The sequence below is a fragment of the Stenotrophomonas sp. STK17_22 genome, from assembly GCF_051983905.1.
Classification (GTDB): Bacteria; Pseudomonadota; Gammaproteobacteria; order Xanthomonadales; family Xanthomonadaceae; genus Stenotrophomonas; species Stenotrophomonas maltophilia_A.
Map to the genome: position 1 here is coordinate 1994440 of NZ_CP197010.1, position 22297 is coordinate 2016736.

A 22297-nucleotide genomic window follows, 5' to 3' on the forward strand; every position below is an offset into this window, starting at 1 on the left:
TTGGTGCGAAGGCATTGGTGGGATGCTCGTGTGGTTCTTTAAGGGATAACTCGCCGCTTCCCCGGGAGTCTCCACACTAGACGAGCTGGCCTTCGCAATGTAGCACCTGCGAAACTTAGTAGAAAATACGCTGCAGTCGGCACTCCAAGAATTATTGGAACTCTTATGCCTGTGTCCAAGCGCTCCCATCTAGTACTACTAAGTCGTTTCCCATTAAGAATTAGATAGTCGGCGCGGCCTTCAATAAGTATGGCGGGGCCATCGGTGCGGGCGAACATTCTACCGCTCAACTGGAGCGTACTCGTCGTACCCGTGGAAATGACCTGTCCATCGACGACTAGGTCTCTCACGGCCCCAACTAGTGACAGCTGCGAGACGTTGCCCGCAGTAATCGCCTCATGGAACCGGTCCTTACCGTAACCTGTGCTACTTATCCAGCCATTTGCGCCTGAAACTGTGACATGAGTGGGCTTGCCAACTTCCTCCAGGCTGAGATGCCTTGGAGCCTCCAAGGACACTACAAGGCTGACGTACGGAACTTTCGAGGTAGCCGACATTTGCTGGTCATTTGCCACTACCTGTAAGCCTTCGCAGGCCATTGCACGCCCCGCCTCAATCATCTCTGAGGCCATTCTGAAATTGATCACTCGCTCGCGATCACCATTGATCGAGTACCTCGCGCTTCTTGCCTTGAATACGGCTCCTCCCTCGTTTCCAGTTAGGGGGATGATTCCAAGTACGAATACAGTTCTGGCGAACTTGTCAGCAACCTGGATGGTTCCATTTCCAAGAAATCTGCTCACGTCAATCTTTTCAGGATCATCGCGCGATGGATTAACCCAGAACTGAGCGATGTTGTCGTCGGAGACTGTGATTTCGTTGAGTTTTGGATCGATGACTCGAAACTCAGTTAATCCGTCATCTGCCGAAATAACTAGGTTACGAATTTTGCCCGTATACAGAGGGGGTGACTTGATTGCGGCTTCAAAGTTTGAATCTTTTCCTGTGCAGCCCTGCGTCGCCCATAAAGAGCCATTTATTGGGCCTTTGATAGTCTTCGTCCATTTAATTTCAAGGCCAGATCCGCCGCCTAGGAATTCAGTCCTGGTACCCTCTGCTTCGATAAATTTCCCTAGAAATGAGAACTTTTCGTTGTTCTTTTCGTCTGTCGACCCGCATTTCTTCAACTCGCCATGGTTGCCAGTCAGACATTCCTCCTCTTTCGCTGTGACGTAGTAGCCGCTCAGAGAGGGCTCGAGTCGAAAGCTGGTTGGAGTCGTAGGTACTTTGGTTAAGAATCCAAGGGCGATGAAAAGGATCGTTGTGAGGGCGAAATAACCCGTCGCCGGAGCGAGCAGCCAAGCGATTCGCTCTACCTTGGCGTTGCCGTTAGCGATGTGCCTGAACATTTTCTCGTCCAGCACTAGAACTAACGTCAAAAGTGCGAGAAATGCGCCTGCTGCAAAGTTGCAAAGGATCGATACTATTAGTCCGTCCAAGGCGCCCGATGACAGGTCTATGGCGGTTAGAGAGACCCCAATCGCAGCCGTTCCAGAAGCAAATACTGTTCGCTTTGTCGATGCAAGACGCATTGCAATTGCCGAGAATAATCCGGCTGAGAGATACGGAATCCACAAAGTCGACGTCAAGTAGGTTTTGATATCTACTAATTGGCCGACGTTCTCGCTGTCGTACAGTGACGACGTTTCTCCCGACAGGAGCGCCACAACAATTGCTTGAACAAGTGGTCCCAAGGCAAAAAGAGAAGCTAAGGAAGGTCTGATCAAAGCGCTCTGATACTTGGATTTCAGCGTCAAGGCGCCAAGTCGACCTCGATATGATCGATTTTGCGCCGTTTCTGACGCTTTTCGACGGGTTTCCCCGTCCAACAGACGGATTTACCCCGTCGGCAGCAACAGACGTCGCCGCGCCATCCACAGATTCGACAGCGCGAACAGCGTCAGCACCTGCGCCGTGTTCTTCGCCAAGCCGCGGTAGCGCACCTTGGTGTAGCCGAACTGGCGCTTCACCACCCGGAACGGGTGCTCCACCTTCGCCCGCAGGCTGGCCTTGAAGTGCTCCCAGCGCTCGGCGTACTTGCGCTCGCGCTTGTTCTTCAGCGCTCGCAACTTCGAGGGCTTCTCCGCGATCCAGAACGCAGCCTCCACGTCTTGCAGCTCCTCGCGCTTGTCCGCGCCGGTGTAGCCGCTGTCGCCGCAGATCGTATCTTCCTTGCCGTGCAGCAGCTTGTGCACCTGCGTCACGTCATTCACGTTCGCCGCTGTGCACTCCACGTGATGCACCAGGCCCGATTCCTCGTCCACGCCAATGTGCGCCTTCATCCCGAAGTGCCACTGGTTGCCCTTCTTCGTCTGGTGCATCTCCGGGTCGCGCTTGCCGTCCCTGTTCTTGGTAGAGCTCGGTGCCGCAATGATCGTGGCATCGACGATCGTGCCGGCCTTCAAGCTCTGGCCCTTGCGCGCCAGGTGCGCGTTCACGCGCTCCAGGAGCTGCGGCGCCAGATCATGCGTCTCCAGCAGCCGGCGGAAGTTGAGGATCGTGGTCTCGTCCGGAATGTTGTCCAGCCCGCTCAGGCGGGCAAAGCGGCGCATCACCGGCATCTCGTACAGCGCCTCTTCCATGCCCGGGTCGCTCAGCGCGTACCACTGCTGCAGAAAGTGGATGCGCAGCATCGTCGCCAGCGCGTACGGTTGCCGGCCACGCTGGCCCATCTTCGGGTAGTGCGGTGCGATCAGCGCCAGCAATACGTTCCACGGCACCACCTGCTCCATCTCCGCCAGGAAGATCTCGCGTCGCGTCTTCTTCCGCTTGCCCGTGTGTTCCGCGTCCCCGAAGCTCAGCTGCATCGTCGTCATCCGTCGAACCTTGCGCTATTGTCGCCGAGGAATTGTTCAGAGCATCCCTAACGCTATCCCAGACATTAAAGTCGACAACCCGTAGTTCCAAAAGTTCGCGCCTCGCGATTTTCGGAGCGAAATCCGCCACTTTGACATCCGCGACTGCATCCATCCCCCCGCCTATTCAATGTCGCACCAATGCTAGCAGGAGCGTTCGTTCAAAGGCAGCATCTGTTCCAGCATCGACAGATGGTGGCAGCCCGGTTGCTGGAGTTCTGCATTTACTGTTCGATCTCTAGCGAGGATCCAAGGGGGTGAGCCTCCCGATTGCTCATTGACCTGGAATGCCCGCTTCTAGGCGAAAACGGACTCTGATCTTGCGGGAGCGTCGCTACTTCTGTGGGCGGATTGGGAATTGGATATCAATCCGGCCGAACCTCACGACAAGCCCACTCAACCAGCCCCCGGCAAGCCAAGAACAGGCCATCCACAACCCCCTCATCCAGATGCCGCTCCGGGTCTGCTGCCACCCGGCAGCGGTCCGCCGCGTGCAGCAGTTCCAGCACCGTCAGCGCCCCCACCATTGCACGCTCGCTCCGCGCCAAGCTCACGCGGCGGCCGGGTGACACATCGGTTTCTGGCCAAGGATGCCCATCTGCGCCCTCGCAGCCGCGCATGCGCTTGAGGATGCCGAGCAGGGAGTTCAGGTCGGGCAGGGGAGTGTCGTCGTTGATGGGCTCAACAACGGTGTACGAGGAGAAGGCGTCGGATTCGTTCATGGTGTCGGCTTCCGTGGCTGTACTTAACAGCGCCACCGCGAAGAGGTGGCGGACGGTGCGGGTTCCAAACCGGGACAGACAGTTGTCAATAACCGGCGGGTCCGAAGACCCCCACGCACCGCCCGCCATAAAGGCCGACGGATTGCCCGCCGGCACCGGTTAAGGACGGTGCCGACGGGCAAGCGTAAACAACTATCTGTCTCGGGTTTGGACGCCCGCTGCCACCCGTTGTCGGTGGCGTGCCATGGTGTTTACGCAGCCGCTTCGAATGCCAATAGAAATTCGCGAAGGAATCGCCGAATCCGAGAGCGCAGAACTATTGTTGCACGCACCACTCGTGCAGCACGCGACGCCAGCAGACGCATTCGCGCAGCTGCTCTGCTGATGGCGAACCAAACTGGCGCAATCGCCCACGCCACAAGCGAATAGCGCGACAGCCTTCTTTGCAACAGTTCTTAGTCCGCCTCGCCAAGCAGCGGCAAGCGATCAGCCGCACATCCCGAAAAGCGGTTCAAACCCGACACCGCCAACGAGCCTCCCAACTTCAACCAACGCCATCCTCAGCCGCATTCCCCACCAGCAACTCAATCATCGCCCGCGCCGCCGCCGATTGCCGGCGGTGCGGCGCATAGATCACCGAGAACGGCCGCGACCGCCCGCGCAGCTGCGGCAACACCTCCACCAGCTCCCCACGCTGCAACCGCTCGCGCACGATGAACTCATAGCTCTGGCAGATGCCGATGCCCTGTTCGGCCAGCGACACCACGCCCAGCACATCGTCGGAGGTCTCGATGGACGAACGCGGCAGCCAGTCCACGTCGCGCCCGTCGTCGCGGAAGATCCACGGCGCCAGCCGCCCGGTACGCGGCATCACGAACGGCAGGCACAAGTGCTGCTGCAGGTCGTCCAGCGTCTGCGGCGTGCCGCGGCGCTGCAGGTAGTCCGGCGCGGCCACCAGCAGCAGCGGGGCGTCTTCCAGCTTCCGCCCCACCAGCCCGCTGTCCGGCAGCTGGCCCAGGCGGATGGCCAGGTCGAAGCCTTCGGCCACCAGGTCCACGTTGCGGTTGGTGATGTTCAGTTCCACCTGCACCTGCGGGTACTGCTGCGCAAAGCGCGCCAGCACGGGCGGCAGCCGGTAGTGGCCATAGGTGGTGGGCACGCTCAGGCGCACGCGGCCAGCCAGCGCACCGTCCTGGGCCAGTACGTCGCGCTCGGCGTCGTCCAGCAGGCCGAAGGCGGTGCGCACCTGTTCCAGGTAGAGCCGCCCGGCGTCGGTCAGGCCCACGCGGCGGGTGGTCCGCTGCAGCAGCTGCCGGCCCAGCCGCGCTTCCAGGCGGGTGACCGCGCGGCTCAGCACCGAGGGCGTGGTGGACAGCGCCACCGCGCCGGCCGTGAACGAGCCGTGCTCGACCACCGCCAGGAACACCTCCACGTCGCCCAGGTAGTCGAACTTGCGGCTCATTTGGCTCTCCGGGGAACAGATGTTTTGCGATGGGGCCAATTTATCGCCGCTGGAGCGATGAATAAAGTGTCGGCCATTCCCCGATAGGAACTACCCCATGAACCTGATGACCCGGCTGGCCGCAGCGCTGGCCCTGACCCTGGCCGCCAGCGGCGCACATGCCGCCAACGTGCTGGTGGTGCTGTCCGACGAAAACCACCTGGACCTGAAGGACGGCAAGGTGCTGTCCACCGGCTTCTATCTCAACGAGCTGATGCAGCCGGTCAAGCTGCTGCTGGACGCGGGCCACGAAGTGACCTTCGCCACGCCGCAGGGGCGGGCGCCGACGGTGGATGCGTCTTCGGTGACGCCGGCATACTTCGGCAACGATGCCGCGCAGCTGACGCTGCACAAGGACCTGTTGGAGAAGCTGGCGCTGACCTCGCCGACGGCCTCGCCGGTGGTCAGCCTGGCGCGCATCGAGCAGCAGGGCTACGCGCGTTTCGATGCGGTCTACATTCCCGGTGGCCACGCGCCGATGCAGGATCTGCTGAAGAGCCCGGCGCTGGGCCGGCTGCTGGCCGACTTCCACCAGCGCAACAAGACCACCGCGTTGGTCTGCCACGGGCCGATCGCGCTGCTGTCCACACTGCCGGATGCTGCGGGTTTCGTGGCGAAGCTGGAGGCGGGGGCGATGCCGGCTACGCCGAAGTGGATTTACAGCGGCTACCAGATGACGGTGATCAGCAACCAGGAAGAAGAGCAGGCCAAGCCGCTGCTTGGCGGCGGCGAGATGAAGTTCTACCCGCAGACTGCGTTGCAGCGGGCGGGTGCGAAGTTCAGCAGCAATGCCACGCCGTGGACCGGGCATGTGGTGGTGGACCGTGAGCTGATTACCGGGCAGAACCCGGCTTCGGCGTTGGAGGTGGGGCAGCGGTTGGTGGAGCGGTTGAAGTAGGGCCGATTCTGCATCGCATGCGGTGCCGTGGCACCATGACGGGCTGGCCTCGTCCTTCCGGGCGGGGCCGTTTTCCCAGGGAAGCCCTCGAACACGACATGCGAACGTCCTTCTTCATTCTCTCCGCCCTGTGCCTTGGCTTGCTGTCCGGCTGCGCCAGTGGCCCGGAGGAGCACGCCTCAAGCCGCGAGATCACGGGTGCGTTCGTGGCCGATGACGGCCAGCTATACCTGCTGCCGCGCTTTGAAGAGCCGATGCGTTTCAATGCCGCGCCATTCCGCGAGTACCGCGCGCTGATGGACAGCCCGCTGCGCGAGGCGGTGGCCTGCGCGCAGATGTACTTCCATGAGGATTGGCGCGACCCGGCCAACAAGGCCAAGGTGCACGGCACCTATGCGCTGCTGCTGCGGCCGGAGCAGGTGACGCCGGAACAGGCCGCGCAGTTCAAGCTGGAGCGGATTGAGGTGCTCCCGCGCGAGGCGAAGTATGTGGATGAGCGTGCGCGCTATTACCTGCCGCAGGATCGGAGCCGTTATGCGCTGGCGTTTGATCGGGCCTGCAACCTTTCAACGAAGGGCGGCAGCTATTACAGCGCGCTGTTCGAGGGCGACGGCGAGCGGGTGAAGTTGCCGGACGCTGCAGCGTTGGCGGAGAAGGGGAAGCTGGCACAGCCGATCAGTGCGCGGGCGCAACGGATCCTGCCGGAGCGGGAGGACAAGCCGGGTGTGGGTTCGGCGGCGGGCAAGGTAATGGGGGCCGCGTTGATTCCTGTGGCCGTTCCGGTGTTTGTGTTGAGCCTGCCGTTCCTGGGGCCGGATCATTGGAAGTGATGGGGCGTTGAGGGAGAGCCATCCGCGCGTGGCGTGGATCTACTTGGGCATCGCCCGAAAGTTCATCCTGGAGATCTGTGTGCCCAGCACGCTGGAAACTGTTTTGAAGACCGTAGGCTTCATTGTCCTCGCGGCACTTCCGTTGGTGATCCTCTGGTTTACCCTTCGGCGAATGTCGGCAACTGCTCGCTCGTCCGTGAAATCGGGGCTGCATTTGGATCCTCCTCGCCGGATCTCCGGAACATCCATGACCTTGGTGATGGTGGATGGCAAAGAGGATCGCGAGCACTATTTCTTTGATGCGGCGTCCTTTTACCTGCGGCGTGGGCCGGTGCCCACGGCGGTTCCGCTTTCGCAGATCACCTCAGTCACACGAACGTCCGACAGGATCTACGGGCGCTATGTCTGGCAGGTGTGCTTCAGCAAGGCATCGGGCAGAAAGTGCGTGACGTTTACCAACAACCTGACGCTGTTCAACCGCGACTTCCTGCTGTTCCTGGAGGCGGTGCGGAAGGTCAATCCGCTCGCGACCGTTGATCGAGCGAGCGTTCTCTTCTAGAGCGTGTTTGAAGTTCGGTATGAACAGTGTCACTGCAATGGCATCACAGCGCGCAGCCCATGTTCGACCGATGTGATCGATGAGAGATGGGCGTTTGTTGCGCGGTATCTGATGCCGAAGCATTCTCATGCGTGGCAGTGCAAGTATGATCTGCGATGAACACGCAAAGCCCGTAACATGGAACGAGGTCCGCTCGTTTCTGCGCGCGATGCGAAGCGTGGGCCTTGTCACCTGTGACGAAGACGCATTTGAGACAATTGTCGAGACGATTTACGTTTATGGCATGCGGTCAATCTCTGCGGAGTAGTTCCTGATGATGTGCCGATCGACGCTGGATGTATCCCTGATTCACGCCTACGCGCTTCCTCTCGGCATATGCGTGGCAGCAGCCGTGGTTCTGATCGCAATATGGTTTGCATCCCGCTCTGGCGGGGTGCCAGCCAGGAATATTGCGCTCGGCTCTGCGCTGGCCGTTGTTGTCGTAGTTGCCTTTGGCCTCGTATATCAAGCGCGGACAGCGTACATCGCCGTTACAGATGGCCAGCTGATTGGGTCAGCAGCGTTTGTCCGACTGCAGCTCCCGCTTTCCAGTGTCTCGTGGCAGGACGCTTCCGATGCTTCAAGGATCACGCTGCCTCACCGGCAACTTGGGACCAGCACAGGGGGCGTTGAACTTGGCAAGTTCCGCATGCAGAACGGTCGCAACGTCTTCGTGCTGCGCACGGACCGTAGCTCTGTTCTCGTCACAACCAGAGGGGATACTGACTTGATTCTGGACCGACGTCTTCACGAACAGCTCAAAGCATGCTTGGATCAGGTACGTGAGACCGGCGGCCATCGAGGAAGATTGCAATGATCAGCAGGAAGTACTGGTTTACCAGGAAAAAGTACGGATGGGGTTGGGGGATGCCGTGCGCGTGGCAGGGCGGGCTCGTGTACGCAGTCGCATTCGGCCTGCTGCTGGCGGGTCCGTTTCTGTTCTCTCCATTTCGCGAGCCCATCGCGTTTCAGCTCTACACGTGGGCCGTAGTGTTGGTCCTTGTCCTTATCTGCTGGATGAAAGGCGCCCCGCCCGGTTGGCGGTGGGGGGAGTAGAACGGCCGCAGAAGCTATTTTCGGACCTGTTCGATTTCGATCCGCCGGGCAAAGCATGGATGCATTGCCCTATGTCGGAGTCGGACAGTATCGCTAGGAGGCCACGACTGTGCCCCCTCTGAGGTGTACCGTCCGTTTTGAATGAACGCTGGACACTTCCCTCGGCGGGTACCTAACGCGTTCTAACCGTTGATTGACCAAGGTAGCGTCGCTTAAAGGGGCGCGCCGGTGAAGCTACACTGGCCACCTACGCCCAATGGAAGCTCACCCATGTTCAGTGGAAAGGTTGCGGTGGTTACCGGCTCCACCAGTGGTATCGGCCTTGGCATCGCCACCGCGCTGGCGCGGCAAGGCGCCGATATCGTGCTGAACGGCTTCGGCGATGCGGCGGAAATCGAACGCATCCGCACCAAACTGGAAGCCGAGTTCGGCGTGCGGGTAGCGCACGATGGCGCGGACCTTTCCCGTGGCGAGGCAGTGCGCGGACTGATCGACCACGCCGTGGCGACGATGGGGCGCATCGACATTCTGGTGAACAATGCGGGCATCCAGCACACCGCGTCGATCGAGGAATTCCCGGTCGAGAAGTGGGACGCGATCCTGGCGCTGAACCTGTCGGCGGTGTTCCATGCAACGGCGGCGGCGTTGCCTCACATGAAGCAGCAGGGCGCCGGCCGCATCATCAACATCGCATCGGTGCACGGACTGGTCGGCTCAGTGAACAAGTCGGCCTATGTGACGGCCAAGCATGGCGTGGTCGGCTTCACCAAGGTGACCGCGCTTGAGAATGCGGGCACCGGCATCACCGCAAACGCGATCTGCCCAGGCTGGGTGCGAACGGCGCTGGTCGAGCAGCAGATCACCGCATTGGCGGAGAAGGAAGGCACGGATCAGGAATCCGCTGCCCGTGCATTGCTGGCCGAAAAGCAGCCTTCGTTGCAGTTCGTGACGCCCGAGCAGCTGGGCGAGATGGTCGTGTTCCTGGCCTCGGATACCGCCGCCCAGATCACCGGCACGGCGTTGCCGGTGGACGGTGGCTGGACGGCGCGCTAGCGGACCCGCATCGGCCGCATTGCCGACGCCGCAGCAGCCAAGGCGCCTGCGGCGTCGTCCCGACGCAGCCGTTTACTTCGGCTTCGCAAACACATCCAGCCCCTTGCCCGTTTCCAGCAACGACTTCAGGCTCGACAGCACGATCGGCCAGCCTTGGCGGATGCCGGTATCCATGCCACTGCCGGGTTCAAGCTCGTCGTGGGTAACCGTCAGCCGCACCATGTCCTGGTAGGGCACGACCTCGAAGGTCACCCGGCTGTAGGCAGCGGGGTTGTCGGCCTGCGAGGCGGCGGCCCAGGTGATGACCAGCCGCGAGGGCGGGGTGCTTTCCACCACTTCGCCGACCAGTTCGACCGAGCGCGTTTCGTTGGCACGCACATGCTGCCAGCGCGAGCCGGGCTTCCAGTCCGAGACGTTTTCGTGGCCCCAGTAGCGGCTGGCGATCTCGGGGCGGGTGATGGCCTCGAACACCTTCTGCGGCGTGGAGGCGATATAGATCACGTGGATGAAGCGGGTGGTCTCTGCGGACATCGACATTCTCCTTCCAGTTCTCGTTTCAGGTCATGCAGCAGGCCCAGGCGCTGCTGCTCGAACTTGCGTACCCAGCGCTCGTAGACTTCGTGCAGTGGCACCGGGTTGATGAAGTGCAGCTTCTCGCGGCCGCGGCGCACGGTGCTGATCAGGTTGGCGTCTTCCAGCAGGCCCAGGTGCTGGGTGACCGATTGCCGGGCCATGTCCAGGTGCTCGCAGAGCTGGCCGAGCGTCTGCCCGTTGTCTTCGCAGAGCAGGTCCAGCAGCGTCCTGCGCGTGGGGTCGGCCAGTGCCTTGAAGACCTTGTCTGTGTTGCGCGCGTTGTCTACCGCCATGGGAATGTCTTCAATTCCAGTTATCGATCCTGACGTCGTGTGGGTTGGGCTGGCCCTTGCCGGTTTCCAGCAGCGCCTTCAGGCTCATCAGGAACACCGCCCACTTGGTGCTGCAGTGGGAGGTGAACTCGACGCGCTCTTTCCAGCCTTCATGGGTGAACAGCACGATGAAGTAGTCGCCCTCCTGCTTCAGCAGGAAGCGCGCGTGGGTGCCGATCCATTCGGCAGGGCCGGCGAGGAACCGCCAAAGCACGAGCTCGCCTGGAACAAGCTGCTCAAGTTTCATTTCCATGGCGCCGATTTCCTGGCCGTTGTTCGTGAAGCGAACCTTGACCGTCCCGCCGGCCACGCGGTCGCCATGGGTGTCTTCAGCCCACCAGGCGGCGACGCCTTCGGGGGTGGCCAGAGCCTGGTACACCTGGCTTGCAGGGGCCTTGATGCCGACCCTGTGTGCGATATCGACCATTACAGGTTCCTCGCTTGGGCGGACAGGCGCCGTCCTTGGGTGGACTATAGGCAGGTAAATACCTGCATGTCAAATCCGGCTCACGGACTTCCAGCCCTGGCAGTGCCGGCCGCTGGCCGGCATCCTCGTCGCAATTGATTGAAGCGTTGAAAGGAATGCGCACATGACTGAAGCAGGAAAGGAAATCTTGAACATCCGCCGCGCCAACGTAGACGATGCCCCTGCGGTGCTGATGCTCTTCGATGAAGTCATCGAATGGTTCGTGTCGATCGGCAACCTGCAGCAATGGGGCAGTGAGCCATGGTCCACGATGCCGCGCCGGATCACCCAGGTGACCGATGCGTGCGCGCTGCCGGGTGCATGGGTGGCGCAGAACGAGCAGGGTGACGTGCGCGCGTTCCTGGCGCTGGGCGAGTCGATGCCCTATGTGCCTGCGCCCACCGGCCCGGAACTGTATGTACGGGTACTGGTGGCATCGCGTGATGCGCGCGTGCGTGGCATCGGCCGGCGCCTGATGGCCTTTGCCGATGAGCAGGCGCGCGCTGCCGGGCTCGACCATCTGCGTGTGGACTGCTACGGCGGTGGCAACGGTGATCTGGTGCGCTTCTATGAGACCTGCGGCTACACGCGCATCGCGCCGTTCAGTGTGGATGGCTGGCCGGGGATGTTGCTGGGGCGACAGCTCTGACGTGGCTGCGTCTTTCGGTCGCAGCCTGCGTGCAGGAATTGGTACATCGGTTCGGCGCTAGAGTAGGGGCATGACCTGCATGGAATGGCTGTGTCATTCCACTGCGGGTTCCTGATGACCCCCTCCAGGAAGGAGCAACGCATGTACTACAGCAGTGGCAACTACGAAGCCTTCGCGCGCCCGCGCAAGCCCGCCGGTGTCGATGACAAGCGGGCATGGTTTGTCGGTTCGGGCCTGGCCTCGCTGGCCGGCGCCGCGTTCCTGGTGCGCGATGGCCGCATGGCCGGTGAGTGCATCACCATTCTCGAGCAGCAGCAGATTCCCGGCGGCGCGCTGGATGGCCTGAAGGTGCCTGAAAAGGGCTTCGTGATCCGCGGCGGCCGCGAGATGGAAGACCACTTCGAGTGCCTGTGGGATCTGTTCCGCTCGATTCCGTCGCTGGAGATTGAAGATGCCAGTGTGTTGGACGAGTTCTACTGGTTGAACAAGGATGATCCAAACTATTCGCTGCAGCATGCCACGATCAATCGCGGCGAAGATGCGCACACGGACGGCCTGTTCACGCTGAGCGAGCAGGCGCAGAAGGACATCATCGCGCTGTTCCTGGCCACCCGGCAGGAGATGGAGAACAAGCGCATCGACGAGGTGCTGGGCCGCGACTTCCTGGACAGCAACTTCTGGCTGTACTGGCGCACCATGTTCGCCTTCGAGGAATGGCATTCGGCGCTGGAGATGAAGCTGTACCTGCACCGCTTCATCCACCATATCGGCGGCCTGCCGGACTTCTCGGCGCTGAAGTTCACCAAGTACAACCAGTATGAATCGCTGGTGCTGCCGCTGGTGAAGTGGCTGCAGGACCAGGGCGTGGTGTTCCAGTACGGCACCGAGGTGACCGACGTTGACTTCGATCTGGAGGCCGGCCGCAAGCAGGCCACGCGCATCCACTGGACGCGCGAGGGCGTGGCGGGTGGCATGGATCTGAGCGCGGATGACCTTGTTTTCATGACGATCGGTTCGTTGACCGAGAATTCGGACAACGGCGATCATCAGACGGCTGCTCGTTTGAACGAGGGGCCGGCGCCCGCCTGGGACCTGTGGCGCCGCATCGCCGCCAAGGACGAGGCCTTTGGCCGCCCGGATGTATTCGGCGCGCACATTCCGCAGACCAAGTGGGAGTCGGCGACGGTGACCACGCTGGATGCACGCATTCCGGCCTACATCCAGAAGATCGCCAAGCGCGACCCGTTCAGTGGCAAGGTGGTGACCGGCGGCATCGTCAGTGTGCGTGACTCGCGCTGGTTGATGAGCTGGACGGTGAACCGCCAGCCGCATTTCAAGAACCAGCCCAAGGATCAGATCGTGGTCTGGGTGTATTCGCTGTTCGTGGATACGCCTGGAGACTACGTGAAGAAGCCGATGCAGGACTGCACCGGCGAAGAGGTCACCCGCGAGTGGTTGTACCACCTGGGCGTGCCGGTGGAGGAGATCGACGAATTGGCTGCGACCGGCGCGAAGACGGTGCCGGTGATGATGCCGTACATCACCGCGTTCTTCATGCCACGCCAGGCCGGTGATCGGCCGGACGTGGTGCCGGAGGGTGCGGTGAACTTCGCCTTCATCGGACAGTTCGCCGAATCGAAGCAGCGCGACTGTATCTTCACCACCGAGTATTCGGTGCGCACACCGATGGAGGCGGTGTACACCCTGCTTGGTATCGAGCGCGGCGTGCCGGAGGTGTTCAATTCCACCTATGACGTGCGCTCGTTGCTGGCCGCGACTGGTCGCCTGCGCGATGGCAAGGAACTGGATATTCCCGGCCCGGCGTTCCTGCGCAACCTGTTGATGAACAAGCTGGACAAGACCCAGATCGGTGGCCTGCTGCGCGAGTTCAAGCTGGTGCAGGAGGACTGAGCGGACGTCGGCGTGGAGGGGAGCGTCCTGGCAACACCGCGGATCAGTCGGCCAGCACGGTACCTACACCTTCGCGATAGGTTGCCTTGGCGCTGCCACACACCGCATAGGTGGCAGCGCTGGCTGGCAGGCCAGTGGCCTTGATGCCGCGCCGCGAATCGCCGTCAAAGACCTCGGCGTAGCGTTCGGCGGCCAGCGCGTCATCGGGCAGCATGTACAGCAGGACGCGCTGCAATGTGGATTGCCCCTGCAGTGGCTGCGGCTGCCGGAACGCGGGCACCTGCACGTGCGCGCTGTGCCACCGCGTCGGCGCGTCTGCAGTCTGCCAGCGCACCTGCAGGGGCAGGTTGAGCGGCAACAGCGCGGGGCTGACCGGGTAGCCGTAGGCTGTGCAATCCCGGGGCGCTTCCGGGATGTTCGCGATGGCCCCGTCGCCGATGTCCAGTGTGAGGCCATTGACTTCCATCCGCAGGATGGGCGCACTGCCGTAGTTGTGGATCTTGAACAGCGCCAGGCCTTCGAAGCGGCTGCGCTCCAGATCATCGGTGGTGAAGCCAGTGAGGCGTGCGAGCGCGGGCGCGACCTCTACGTGATCGCTGTAGTGGTAGTAGATATGCACGAGCTCGGGTGTACCCGCGCGTCGCCAGGCCGCATTGAATGACGCAAGGTCGGGGTACGGCCGACGGACCAGCGGCACATCGGTGACGGCGCGATCTCCAGACGGTGTGGCGTAGCGGTAGTGGTCGACGGAGGGCTTCAGGCGCGCATCTTCATACGGGAAGGCCCTGTCTGCGTCGGACTGCGGGTTGGGGTAGCGGTGGAAGGCCAGGAAGCGCTGGGGCGTTTCGCCCTGCATGGGCAGGTCCGGGCCAGCGCCAGAACCGGTGGATGCATACGGCGAGGTGTCCAGCCAAAGGGGTTGCCCGCTGAGGTTGACGTGCAGCTCGGCGATGGATGCGCGTGAGCCGCCGGCCAGGCTGTCCACACTGCCTTGCAGGAAGTGCCACAGTGGAATGATGAGCATGGCGGCGGCGGTTGGCACGAACATCAGCACGTGTATGCGGCCCGGCACCTGCCCGCGCTGACGCACCATGTAGCGCAGCCAGGCCAGCAGAAGCACCAGCAGCAGCGGGACGCCGGCCCATATCGCGATGGTGGCCAGCGCCACAACGCCCCAACCCAGGTTGGGGCTGGACACGGCAATCAACGAGAGCGTGGCGATCAGTGCCGCCAACAGCAGCGATACGCCGATTCCGACGCGGTAGGTCCTGTAGGGGCTGTCGGTCATCACCGGTCCGTCGGCAGTGCGGGGCATGCCCCTATAGTGCAGTGGTGGTGATGGCGTGGAAAGTCGTCGAAGAAGAGGGCGGGGGGCCTTGCCTGCCGGCCAGGGGCCGGCACTACCCGGGGCTCAGCAGCCGACCAGACGGTCCGCACTGATGCCGTTGCGATGCTGGCTGCGGTACTCGGTGGGGCTGGCATCGACCTGACCACGGAAGTGCCGACGGAACGACTCCTGCGAACCAAAGCCGGCCTGCTCGGCAATCCACTGCAGTGGCCGGTCGGTGGTTTCCAGCAGCTCACGCGCGAAGGCCACGCGCTCGCGGATCAGCCAATCGATGGGCGACAGACCGGTGGCTTCCAGGAACTGCCGTTGCAGGGTGCGCTGGCTGAGTGCGGCCTGCTCGGCGAGGCTGCCTAGCGAATGTGGCTCGCGCAGGTTACGGCGCATCCACTCCATCAGCTTCGCCAACCGCGTGGGCTCGCCGTTGGGGATGGCCCGGCTGACGCGCTGGCTGCGCCCGGCATCACGCCAAGGTGCCAACACCAATCGCTCGGCCACCAGATTAGCCACGCGCGCGCCGTAATCCTTGCGCACCATGTGCAGCATCATGTCCATGCCGGTGGCCGAGCCGGCCGAGGTGATGATGCTGCCGGTGTCCACGTACAGCACATCCTCGCGCACGTCGATGCGTGGGAAGTCGCGTGCCAGCGCTTCGGTGAGGCGCCAGTGAGTGGTGGCCTGGCGGCCGTCGAGCAGCCCGGCCCAGGCCAGCACGAACGCGCCGGAGCAGATCGACGCGATGCGTGTGCCGCGTGCATGGGCGCGGATCAGTGCATCGAGCAGGGCCTGCGGCGGACGTTCGCTGGGCTCGCGCCAACCGGGGATGACGATGATGTCGGCGTCATCGACGCTGCTGAGATCGTAGGGCAGCTGGACCTGGGTGCTGCCGAGCATGCGCAGTGCGCCGGGCTCCCCGGCGCACAGCTGGGTGCGGTACCAGGCCACGCCCAGTTCAGGCCGTATCGGTGCGAACAGGCCGACCGCACAGCCGAACTCGAACAGCCCCTGGCCGTGGCAGGCGACGATGGCGACGAGTGGGGCGGTGGGATCGGCGGTCAGGCTGGGCATGGCTTGATGCTACGGGGGGCGATGCGTGGCGCAGAGTGCTGCGCGGGCATGAGGTGATGCCTGCGGGGTATATGGAGGCCGGGGTCGGATCCCTTCCGGAGGAAGGGCTCTGACCCCGTGTGCGCAGGCCTGCCTAACGTCATTACCAGCGGTCATGTGGGTGGCCGGATGTTACGGCTGGGTGACGCGATCCCGCCTGTCGCGGTGGGTGAACAGGCCCTTGAATGGAAGCGTGTTTCCGGCCCACCCCCACGAGCCCCCATGCCTGCCGCCTACGCCCCAGCCTTGAGCACTCTTGCCGTCCTGATCGCCGCTGCCCTCGCTGCATCGCCCAGCCATGCGGCGGAAGCCGATGCAGACCCTGCCACTACTGCAGCCACCGCCAATGTGGCAGCCTCCACGCTGGATGCGGTGGTGGTCACCGGCTCTCGCACCAGCACGCGCACGGTGAAGAACAGCTCCACGCCCATCGATGTGATTTCCGCTGAAGACCTCGCCGCCACCGGTCAGGGCAATCTGCTGGAAGCCCTGCAGCGCAGCCTGCCGTCGCTGAGCCAGATCGGCGGTTACCAGAGCGATCAGGAGAGCCTGATCCGCGGCTATCAGCTACGCAATCTGTCGCCGGGTTACACCCTGGTGCTGGTGAACGGCAAGCGCCGCAACGCCAGCGCCTATGTGAGCGGTGCCAATGGGGGCGGCTTCCCCGGCCATGCGTGGGCGGACCTGGCGTTGATTCCGGTCTCGGCCATCGACCATGTGGAAGTGCTGCGTGATGGTGCCTCCGCCATCTACGGCTCGGACGCGATCACCGGCGTGGTCAACGTGATCCTGAAGTCGCAGGCGCACGGTGGTGATGTGTCGGTGGAGAGCGGGCAGAGCACCGATGGTGATGGTTCGCGAACCAGCGTGCGCGCCAACGTCGGCCTGCCGTGGGGCGAGGATGGCTTCATCAACCTGTCCGGCGAGACCACCCGCCAGCATCATGCGATCCGTACCCGCCACTACATCGATGGCTACCTGAGTTATCCGGCAGTGGATGGCAGCGGCAATCTGGTGGCGCTGCGGCCGAACAATCGACTGCCGGCCGGCGCGTCGCCGAATCCGGCCGAGGCCAACCGCGATGCCGAGGCCAACACCATCCTCAGCTCGCCTTCGTATGCGCTGAAGGCCTTCGCGGTGAACGTGGGCCATGGCCTGGGCGAGAGCGCGCAGTTCTACGCCAATGCTACGGCCAGTGACCGCACCGCACAGGCGATCCAGAATTTCCGCCTGCCGGCGACCATCTTCACCACCTACAAGGCGCCCGGCGTGCTGAGCGTGTTTCCCGATGGCTTCCTGCCAGTGCTGGAAACCAAGGAGAAGCAGTACACCGGTACCGCAGGTGTGAAAGGCCAGATCGCGGGCTGGGATTACGACGCCAGCTTGACCGGCAACCGCAGCACGGTACGTACCTATACCCGCAATTCGGTGAACTACTCGCTGCCGTATCCCGGTTCGCCCACCGACTTCTATGACGGCAAGCTGGATTACCAGCAAGGCATCGCCAACCTCGACCTGCGTCGTGGCTTCGAGGTGGCGGCATTCGCTTCGCCGCTGGAGGTGAGCGCGGGCGCCGAGTATCAGCACGAGCAGTACGAGCGCGGGGCGGGGCAGTGGGAGTCGTATACCGGCTTCGGCGCTGCAGCCTTCGTCGGCTATTCCACCGCCGACGCGGTGAAGGCAACCCGTAACAGCAAGGCGGTGTACGTGGGTGCGGCCACCAACATCACCTCGCGCTGGTACCTGGATGCGGCCGCGCGCTGGGAAGATCACTCCGACTTCGGCAGTGTCTCCACCGGGCGCCTGACCACCCGCTTTGACTTCACCGATGCGCTGGGTGTGCGGGCAACGGTGAGCAACGGTTTCCATGCGCCCAGCCTGGGCGCGCAGTTCTACCAGGCCACCGGCAGCTGCCCGTGCGGGACCACGCTGGTGGCGCAGGTGTCTTCGCCGGCAGCGATTGCGTTGGGTGCCACACCGCTGAAACCGGAAAAGGCCACCAACTACAGCCTGGGCGTGACCTGGGACCCGAGCCCGGCGTTCCATCTGGCGGTGGATGCCTATCAGATCGACATCCGCGGCCAGCTCGGCCAGTCCAGCCAGATCGGCTACAACGCGCAGGATCCGGCGCGCGTCACCGACAACAGCGGCACGGTGCTGAGTGCGGCGCAGAAGAACACCATCGATGCACTGCTGGGTTCGGCCGGCATCAGCATCCTGCCGGGTGATGCGTTCTACGCCAGCTACTTCACCAACGTGGGTAATACCCGTACACGGGGTGTGGAGCTGACCCTGGAGGCGAACCAGGAAACCGCGTGGGGCAAGCTGCGCTGGAGCTACGCGGCCAACGTCGGCCGTACCACCATCCAGAAGGTCAGCGACATTCCGGCGGCGCTGCAGGGCCTGCCGAACATCAACCTGCTGACCAGATCCAGCGAGTATGCGCTGCGCTTCCGCACGCCCAGCTATACGCAGGTGGCGGGGCTGGGCTGGCAGAACGGGCGCTGGCGCTCGAATCTGGACTTCACCTACTACGGCCCGATCAAGCGCCTGAACAACGGCGTGGAGTACAGGCAGCCGCCGGTGCTGGTGACCAACCTGTCCGGTGGCGTGGAGCTGGGCGCGGGCTGGAGTGCGGCGCTGGGCATCAACAACGTGTTCGACAAGCGCACCCGCAAGGTGCCGGAGTACGCGCGCAGTGCCACCGATGTGGCGAGCATCGAGACCACGTGGGACAGCGGCGATGTGCTGAGCAATGTGGGTGCGTATTGGTACGGGCGGGTCAGTTACCGGTTCTGAGGTGGGAAGCAGCCGAGCATGGCTCGACTCTACAAAAGCGAAGGGCAGCCGAGCATGGCTCGGCTCTACACGGGAGCAGTTCATGTCTTCTGCATTGAGGGTGGTTGCATTGGTGGGGTCACCGACCAGCTCGGCGACGTCGCGCACGTTGTTGCTGGTACGGCATCTGCTGGACTCGCTGCAGCAGCGGGTGCACGCCAGCGTTGAACTGGTGGAGCTGGCGACGATCGCGCGCTCGCTGGGTCAGTCGCTGTCGCGCGGTGAGGTGGAGCCGGCGGTGGAACAGGCACTGCAGACCATCCAGGCGGCGGAGCTGCTGGTGGTGGCCGCGCCGGTGTATCGCGGCTCTTATCCCGGCTTGTTCAAGCACCTGGTCGACTTCATCGAGCTGGAGGCGCTGGTGGATACGCCGGTACTGCTGGCAGCCACCGGCGGCAGCGAGCGACATGCGCTGGTGATCGACCACCAGCTGCGGCCGTTGTTCAGTTTCCTGCAGGCGCACACGCTGCCGATCGGGGTGTATGCCACGCCTGCCGATTTCGAAGGCGAGCACATCAGCAGTGCAGCCCTGCAGGCACGCATCGCGCTGGCGGCCGAGCGTGCAGCCGGCCATCTGGCCGCGCAGCCGCTGACTGCTCCGGCGCCGCTGCGACGTATTGCCTGACGCCATAACCGGCAGCGCTTTGCTTATGGCTACGCCGCATCTGCGTGGCCGGATCTGACCGCCGATTGTCGCCAGCCGTCGCTGCTGCGGCTGCTGGCATCTCTAGCATCGATATCGAAGCGGCATCGCATTGCCGGCCCCGATGAGGACGACCCCTGTGACTTTCGACGCAGCAAGCAAACCCATCCTGTTCCTGCTCGACCGTGAGTTCGAGGACGGCCAGATTCCCGGCCAGCGCTTTTTCTGTCGGCACAGCTTGTTGCTGGAGGGCGCGCTATCGAGCATCGATGGCCTGGACGCGCAGCTGGACGTGCGTCGCATCGGCTTCGCGCGGCCGCGCCGCGAGGTGATTGCCGAGATCGGCGAGCAGGACCAGTCGCTGCCGAAGCTGGTGCTGCCGCAGGGCGTGCGCAGCGAGCTTGCCAGTGGCGCGCACCAGGACCGCCAGTACATCTCCGGTGCCGAGCCGATCCTGGCCGCGCTGAACGGGTTGCTCGGCATTCCCGTGGCCCACCCCTGAGCGAGGACACGACCATGAGCTATCAGATCAGCGTGCTGGACAAGAGTCCGGTGGCCGAAGGTGCCTCGCCGGAGCAGGCGCTGCGCAACAGCCTGCAGCTGGCGCAGCGCGCCGAGCAGCTGGGCTACCACCGCTACTGGTTTGCCGAACACCACGCCGCACCGACCCTGGCCAGCCCCGCACCGGAAGTGCTGGCTGCGTGGGTGCTGGCGCAGACCCGGCGCATCCGCATCGGCAGTGGTGGGGTGATGCTGCGCCACTACGCGCCGTACAAGGTGGCGGAGAACTTCAACCTGCTGTCGGCGCTGGCGCCGGGGCGTGTCGATCTGGGCGTGGGCAAGGCCCCCGGTGGCCTGCCGGCCTCGACCGCGGCGCTGGCAGCCGGGCGTCCGGCGTTCGCCGACTTCGACCAGCAACTGCGTGACCTGGAAGGCTATCTGTCCGGCGCCGACACCGACGCACAGGCACGGCCGGTTCCGCAGCAGGCGCCGGAGCGCTTCCTGCTCGGGGCCAGCCCGCAGAGCGCGCAGCAGGCGGCCGAGCTGGGCTGGCGCTTTGTCTATGCCGCGCATTTCGATGGTGACCCGAAGCACATCGAAGCTGCGTTCGACGCCTACCGCAGCGTCTCCTCGCAGCCACCGTTGCTGGCCACTGTGGCCTTCGCCGCACCAACTGCCGAGGCCGCTGCCCGGCACATCGGCGCGTTGCGGGTCTACAAGCTGCACCTCGGTCCCGGGCAGACGGTGAATCTGCCCAGCCCCGAAGCAGCTGCTGAGTATGCGCGGCAGGTGGGCGTGGCCGACTTCCGCATCGAGGAAACGCGCCCCAGCGTGTTGTCCGGTGATGCGCAGCACGTGCGTGACGAACTGGATGCGCTGCACCGGCGTTTCGGTGTGGGCGAGTTCGTTCTCGATGCGCCGGTGGCCGACCTCGACGCGCGTCTTACATCCCTTGAACTGCTGTCGCCCGCGCCGCGCGCGGCGGTGGCCTGACCTGCAGGAGCGATTCCCATGAGCACGACCCCGCGCCACATTCCGTTCGGCATCATGCTGCAGGGGCCTGGCAGCCACATGCATGCCTGGAAGCATCCCTCCAATCCGGCCGATGCCAGCGTCAACCTGCAGTTCTACATCGACATCGCGCGTACCGCCGAGGACAACGGCATCGCCTTCGGCTTCGTAGCCGACGGCCTTTACATCAACGAGAAGTCGATCCCGCACTTCCTTAACCGCTTCGAGCCGATCTCGCTGCTGTCGGCGCTGGCCACGGCGACGAAGAAGATCGGCCTGGCGGGCACGCTGTCGACCTCCTACAGCGACCCGTTTACCGTGGCCCGGCAGTTCGCTTCGCTGGACCTGCTCAGCGGCGGTCGTGCGGGGTGGAACGTGGTGACGTCGCCGCTGGAGGGTTCGGGGCGCAACTACGGTCGCCCGCACCCGGAGCACGCGCTGCGCTACCAGATCGCCGACGAGTACCTGGACGTAGTGCAAGGGCTGTGGGATTCCTGGGACGACGATGCCTTCGTGCGTGAGCGCGACAGCGGCACGTTCTTCGCGCCGGACAAGTTCCACCGCCTCGACCACAAGGGTCGCTTTTTCCAGGTGGAAGGGCCGCTCAACATCCAGCGTTCGCCACAGGGGCAGCCGGTGATCTTCCAGGCCGGGTCGTCCGACGATGGCATCGCGCTGGCCGGAAAGTACGCCGATGCGGTGTTCACCCATTCGCCATCGCTGGAGGAGACCCGCGCGTTCACCCAGAAGGTGAAGAACTCGGCGATCGCCCACGGCCGCAGCGGCAATGACGTGAAGATCTTCCCGGGCATCGGCCCCATCGTCGGCCGCACCGCGGAGGAGGCTGAAGCCAAGTACCAGGCGATCGCCGCACTAGCCACGCTGGAGGATGCGCTGGCCTATCTCGGCCGCTTCTTCGACCACCACGATTTCAGCCAGTACGATCCGGACGCGCCGTTCCCGGAGCTGGGTGACATCGGCAGCAACTCGTTCCGTTCCACCACCGACCGCATCAAGCAGGACGCGCGCGAAAAGGGCCTGAGCCTGCGCCAGGTGGCACTGGAAGCGGTGAGCCCGCGACCGAATTTCATCGGCACGCCGGAGCATGTGGCCGACGAGTTGATCCGGTGGTTCGATGCCGGTGCCAGCGACGGCTTCATCCTCGGTTTCGCGGCACAGCGCGAAGGCCTGGACGATTTCGTGACCCAGGTGCTGCCGATCCTGCAGGCGCGCGGCTACCACCAGCGTGAGCTGGAAGGGCAGACCCTGCGCGCGCATCTGGGCCTGCCGTACAAGGCCAGCCGCCACTCGACCGACGCCGAGCCGGCGCGGAAGGCAGGGTAAGGCG

20 protein-coding genes are annotated in these 22297 nt (G+C 63.6%); 11 read left to right on the top strand and 9 right to left on the bottom strand.

The genetic code is table 11. The features are described 5' to 3' along the window. Positions 1–38 precede the first annotated feature (38 nt). From ACSYS9_RS09265 to ACSYS9_RS09280, 4 genes are all read right to left on the bottom strand, one after another. Positions 39–1817 (bottom strand): hypothetical protein, encoded by a 1779-nt coding sequence (locus tag ACSYS9_RS09265; protein ID WP_440569084.1) that lies wholly within the window; start codon positions 1815–1817, stop codon positions 39–41. Between the two features lie 81 nt (positions 1818–1898). Then, positions 1899–2867, bottom strand: coding sequence for an IS5 family transposase (locus ACSYS9_RS09270; protein ID WP_440569388.1), 969 nt, complete (start codon positions 2865–2867; stop codon positions 1899–1901). A 413-nt stretch (positions 2868–3280) separates the two neighbouring features. Continuing rightward, positions 3281–3637, bottom strand: a complete 357-nt coding sequence (locus tag ACSYS9_RS09275) for a hypothetical protein (protein ID WP_071228951.1) — start codon at positions 3635–3637, stop codon at positions 3281–3283. Positions 3638–4181: 544 nt separating this feature from the next. Continuing rightward, entirely contained in the window at positions 4182–5099 is a 918-nt protein-coding gene (locus ACSYS9_RS09280) for a LysR family transcriptional regulator (RefSeq protein ID WP_071228950.1), read from the bottom strand. 97 nt (positions 5100–5196) lie between these two features. Between ACSYS9_RS09280 and ACSYS9_RS09285 the strand changes: the two genes are divergently transcribed. The 4 genes from ACSYS9_RS09285 (at position 5197) to ACSYS9_RS09300 (ending at position 9573) form a co-directional block, all read left to right on the top strand. Then, positions 5197–6036 carry a type 1 glutamine amidotransferase domain-containing protein gene (locus ACSYS9_RS09285; RefSeq protein WP_071228949.1) on the top strand — a complete coding sequence of 280 codons (840 nt, stop codon included), beginning with the start codon at positions 5197–5199 and terminating at the stop codon, positions 6034–6036. Positions 6037–6134: 98 nt separating this feature from the next. Next, a complete protein-coding gene (locus ACSYS9_RS09290) occupies positions 6135–6866 on the top strand; it encodes a hypothetical protein (protein WP_071228948.1) in 732 nt (243 codons plus the stop codon). 28 nt (positions 6867–6894) lie between these two features. Beyond that, positions 6895–7425 (top strand): hypothetical protein, encoded by a 531-nt coding sequence (locus tag ACSYS9_RS09295; RefSeq protein ID WP_256201503.1) that lies wholly within the window; start codon positions 6895–6897, stop codon positions 7423–7425. A 1365-nt stretch (positions 7426–8790) separates the two neighbouring features. After that, positions 8791–9573, top strand: a complete 783-nt coding sequence (locus ACSYS9_RS09300) for a 3-hydroxybutyrate dehydrogenase (protein WP_071228946.1) — start codon at positions 8791–8793, stop codon at positions 9571–9573. Positions 9574–9645: 72 nt separating this feature from the next. On the opposite strand, the gene ACSYS9_RS09305 is transcribed toward ACSYS9_RS09300, so the two are convergent. The 3 genes from ACSYS9_RS09305 to ACSYS9_RS09315 are packed head-to-tail and all read right to left on the bottom strand — an operon-like array spanning position 9646 to position 10905. Then, positions 9646–10104 carry an SRPBCC family protein gene (locus tag ACSYS9_RS09305; RefSeq protein WP_071228945.1) on the bottom strand — a complete coding sequence of 153 codons (459 nt, stop codon included), beginning with the start codon at positions 10102–10104 and terminating at the stop codon, positions 9646–9648. After that, complete coding sequence (locus ACSYS9_RS09310) at positions 10071–10439, bottom strand: ArsR/SmtB family transcription factor (RefSeq protein ID WP_071228944.1); 369 nt, start codon at positions 10437–10439, stop codon at positions 10071–10073. The genes ACSYS9_RS09305 and ACSYS9_RS09310 overlap by 34 nt, the downstream gene beginning before the upstream one ends. A gap of 10 nt (positions 10440–10449) precedes the next feature. Further along, positions 10450–10905 carry an SRPBCC family protein gene (locus tag ACSYS9_RS09315; RefSeq protein WP_071228943.1) on the bottom strand — a complete coding sequence of 152 codons (456 nt, stop codon included), beginning with the start codon at positions 10903–10905 and terminating at the stop codon, positions 10450–10452. Positions 10906–11068: 163 nt separating this feature from the next. Between ACSYS9_RS09315 and ACSYS9_RS09320 the strand changes: the two genes are divergently transcribed. Both ACSYS9_RS09320 and ACSYS9_RS09325 read left to right on the top strand, forming a co-directional pair. Further along, entirely contained in the window at positions 11069–11593 is a 525-nt protein-coding gene (locus ACSYS9_RS09320) for a GNAT family N-acetyltransferase (RefSeq protein WP_049462067.1), read from the top strand. A gap of 141 nt (positions 11594–11734) precedes the next feature. Beyond that, positions 11735–13504: an oleate hydratase gene (locus ACSYS9_RS09325; RefSeq protein ID WP_071228942.1), complete on the top strand. Its 1770-nt coding sequence runs from the start codon at positions 11735–11737 to the stop codon at positions 13502–13504. Between the two features lie 43 nt (positions 13505–13547). Here the strand turns inward: ACSYS9_RS09325 and ACSYS9_RS09330 are convergent, their stop codons facing one another. Together ACSYS9_RS09330 and ftrA are read right to left on the bottom strand one after the other, a co-directional pair. Next, complete coding sequence (locus ACSYS9_RS09330; protein WP_071228941.1) at positions 13548–14792, bottom strand: hypothetical protein; 1245 nt, start codon at positions 14790–14792, stop codon at positions 13548–13550. Positions 14793–14915: 123 nt separating this feature from the next. Beyond that, the gene (gene ftrA, locus ACSYS9_RS09335; RefSeq protein WP_071228940.1) at positions 14916–15917 is read right to left on the bottom strand and encodes a transcriptional regulator FtrA; all 1002 of its coding nucleotides are present in this window, start codon (positions 15915–15917) and stop codon (positions 14916–14918) included. 261 nt (positions 15918–16178) lie between these two features. On the opposite strand from ftrA, the gene ACSYS9_RS09340 reads away from it, so the two are divergent. The 5 genes from ACSYS9_RS09340 to ACSYS9_RS09360 all read left to right on the top strand — a co-directional run bounded on the left by ACSYS9_RS09340 (position 16179) and on the right by ACSYS9_RS09360 (position 22293). Beyond that, positions 16179–18755, top strand: coding sequence for a TonB-dependent receptor plug domain-containing protein (locus ACSYS9_RS09340; RefSeq protein WP_071228939.1), 2577 nt, complete (start codon positions 16179–16181; stop codon positions 18753–18755). 82 nt (positions 18756–18837) lie between these two features. Then, on the top strand, positions 18838–19419 hold the full coding sequence (gene msuE, locus ACSYS9_RS09345; RefSeq protein ID WP_071228938.1) for an FMN reductase: 582 nt from the start codon (positions 18838–18840) through the stop codon (positions 19417–19419). Positions 19420–19561: 142 nt separating this feature from the next. After that, a complete protein-coding gene (locus ACSYS9_RS09350; RefSeq protein ID WP_219626372.1) occupies positions 19562–19939 on the top strand; it encodes a DUF3088 family protein in 378 nt (125 codons plus the stop codon). Positions 19940–19953: 14 nt separating this feature from the next. Beyond that, positions 19954–20931 (top strand): MsnO8 family LLM class oxidoreductase, encoded by a 978-nt coding sequence (locus tag ACSYS9_RS09355; RefSeq protein WP_071228937.1) that lies wholly within the window; start codon positions 19954–19956, stop codon positions 20929–20931. 18 nt (positions 20932–20949) lie between these two features. Beyond that, positions 20950–22293, top strand: a complete 1344-nt coding sequence (locus tag ACSYS9_RS09360) for an LLM class flavin-dependent oxidoreductase (RefSeq protein ID WP_071228936.1) — start codon at positions 20950–20952, stop codon at positions 22291–22293. The last annotated feature ends 4 nt before the right edge of the window (positions 22294–22297 follow it).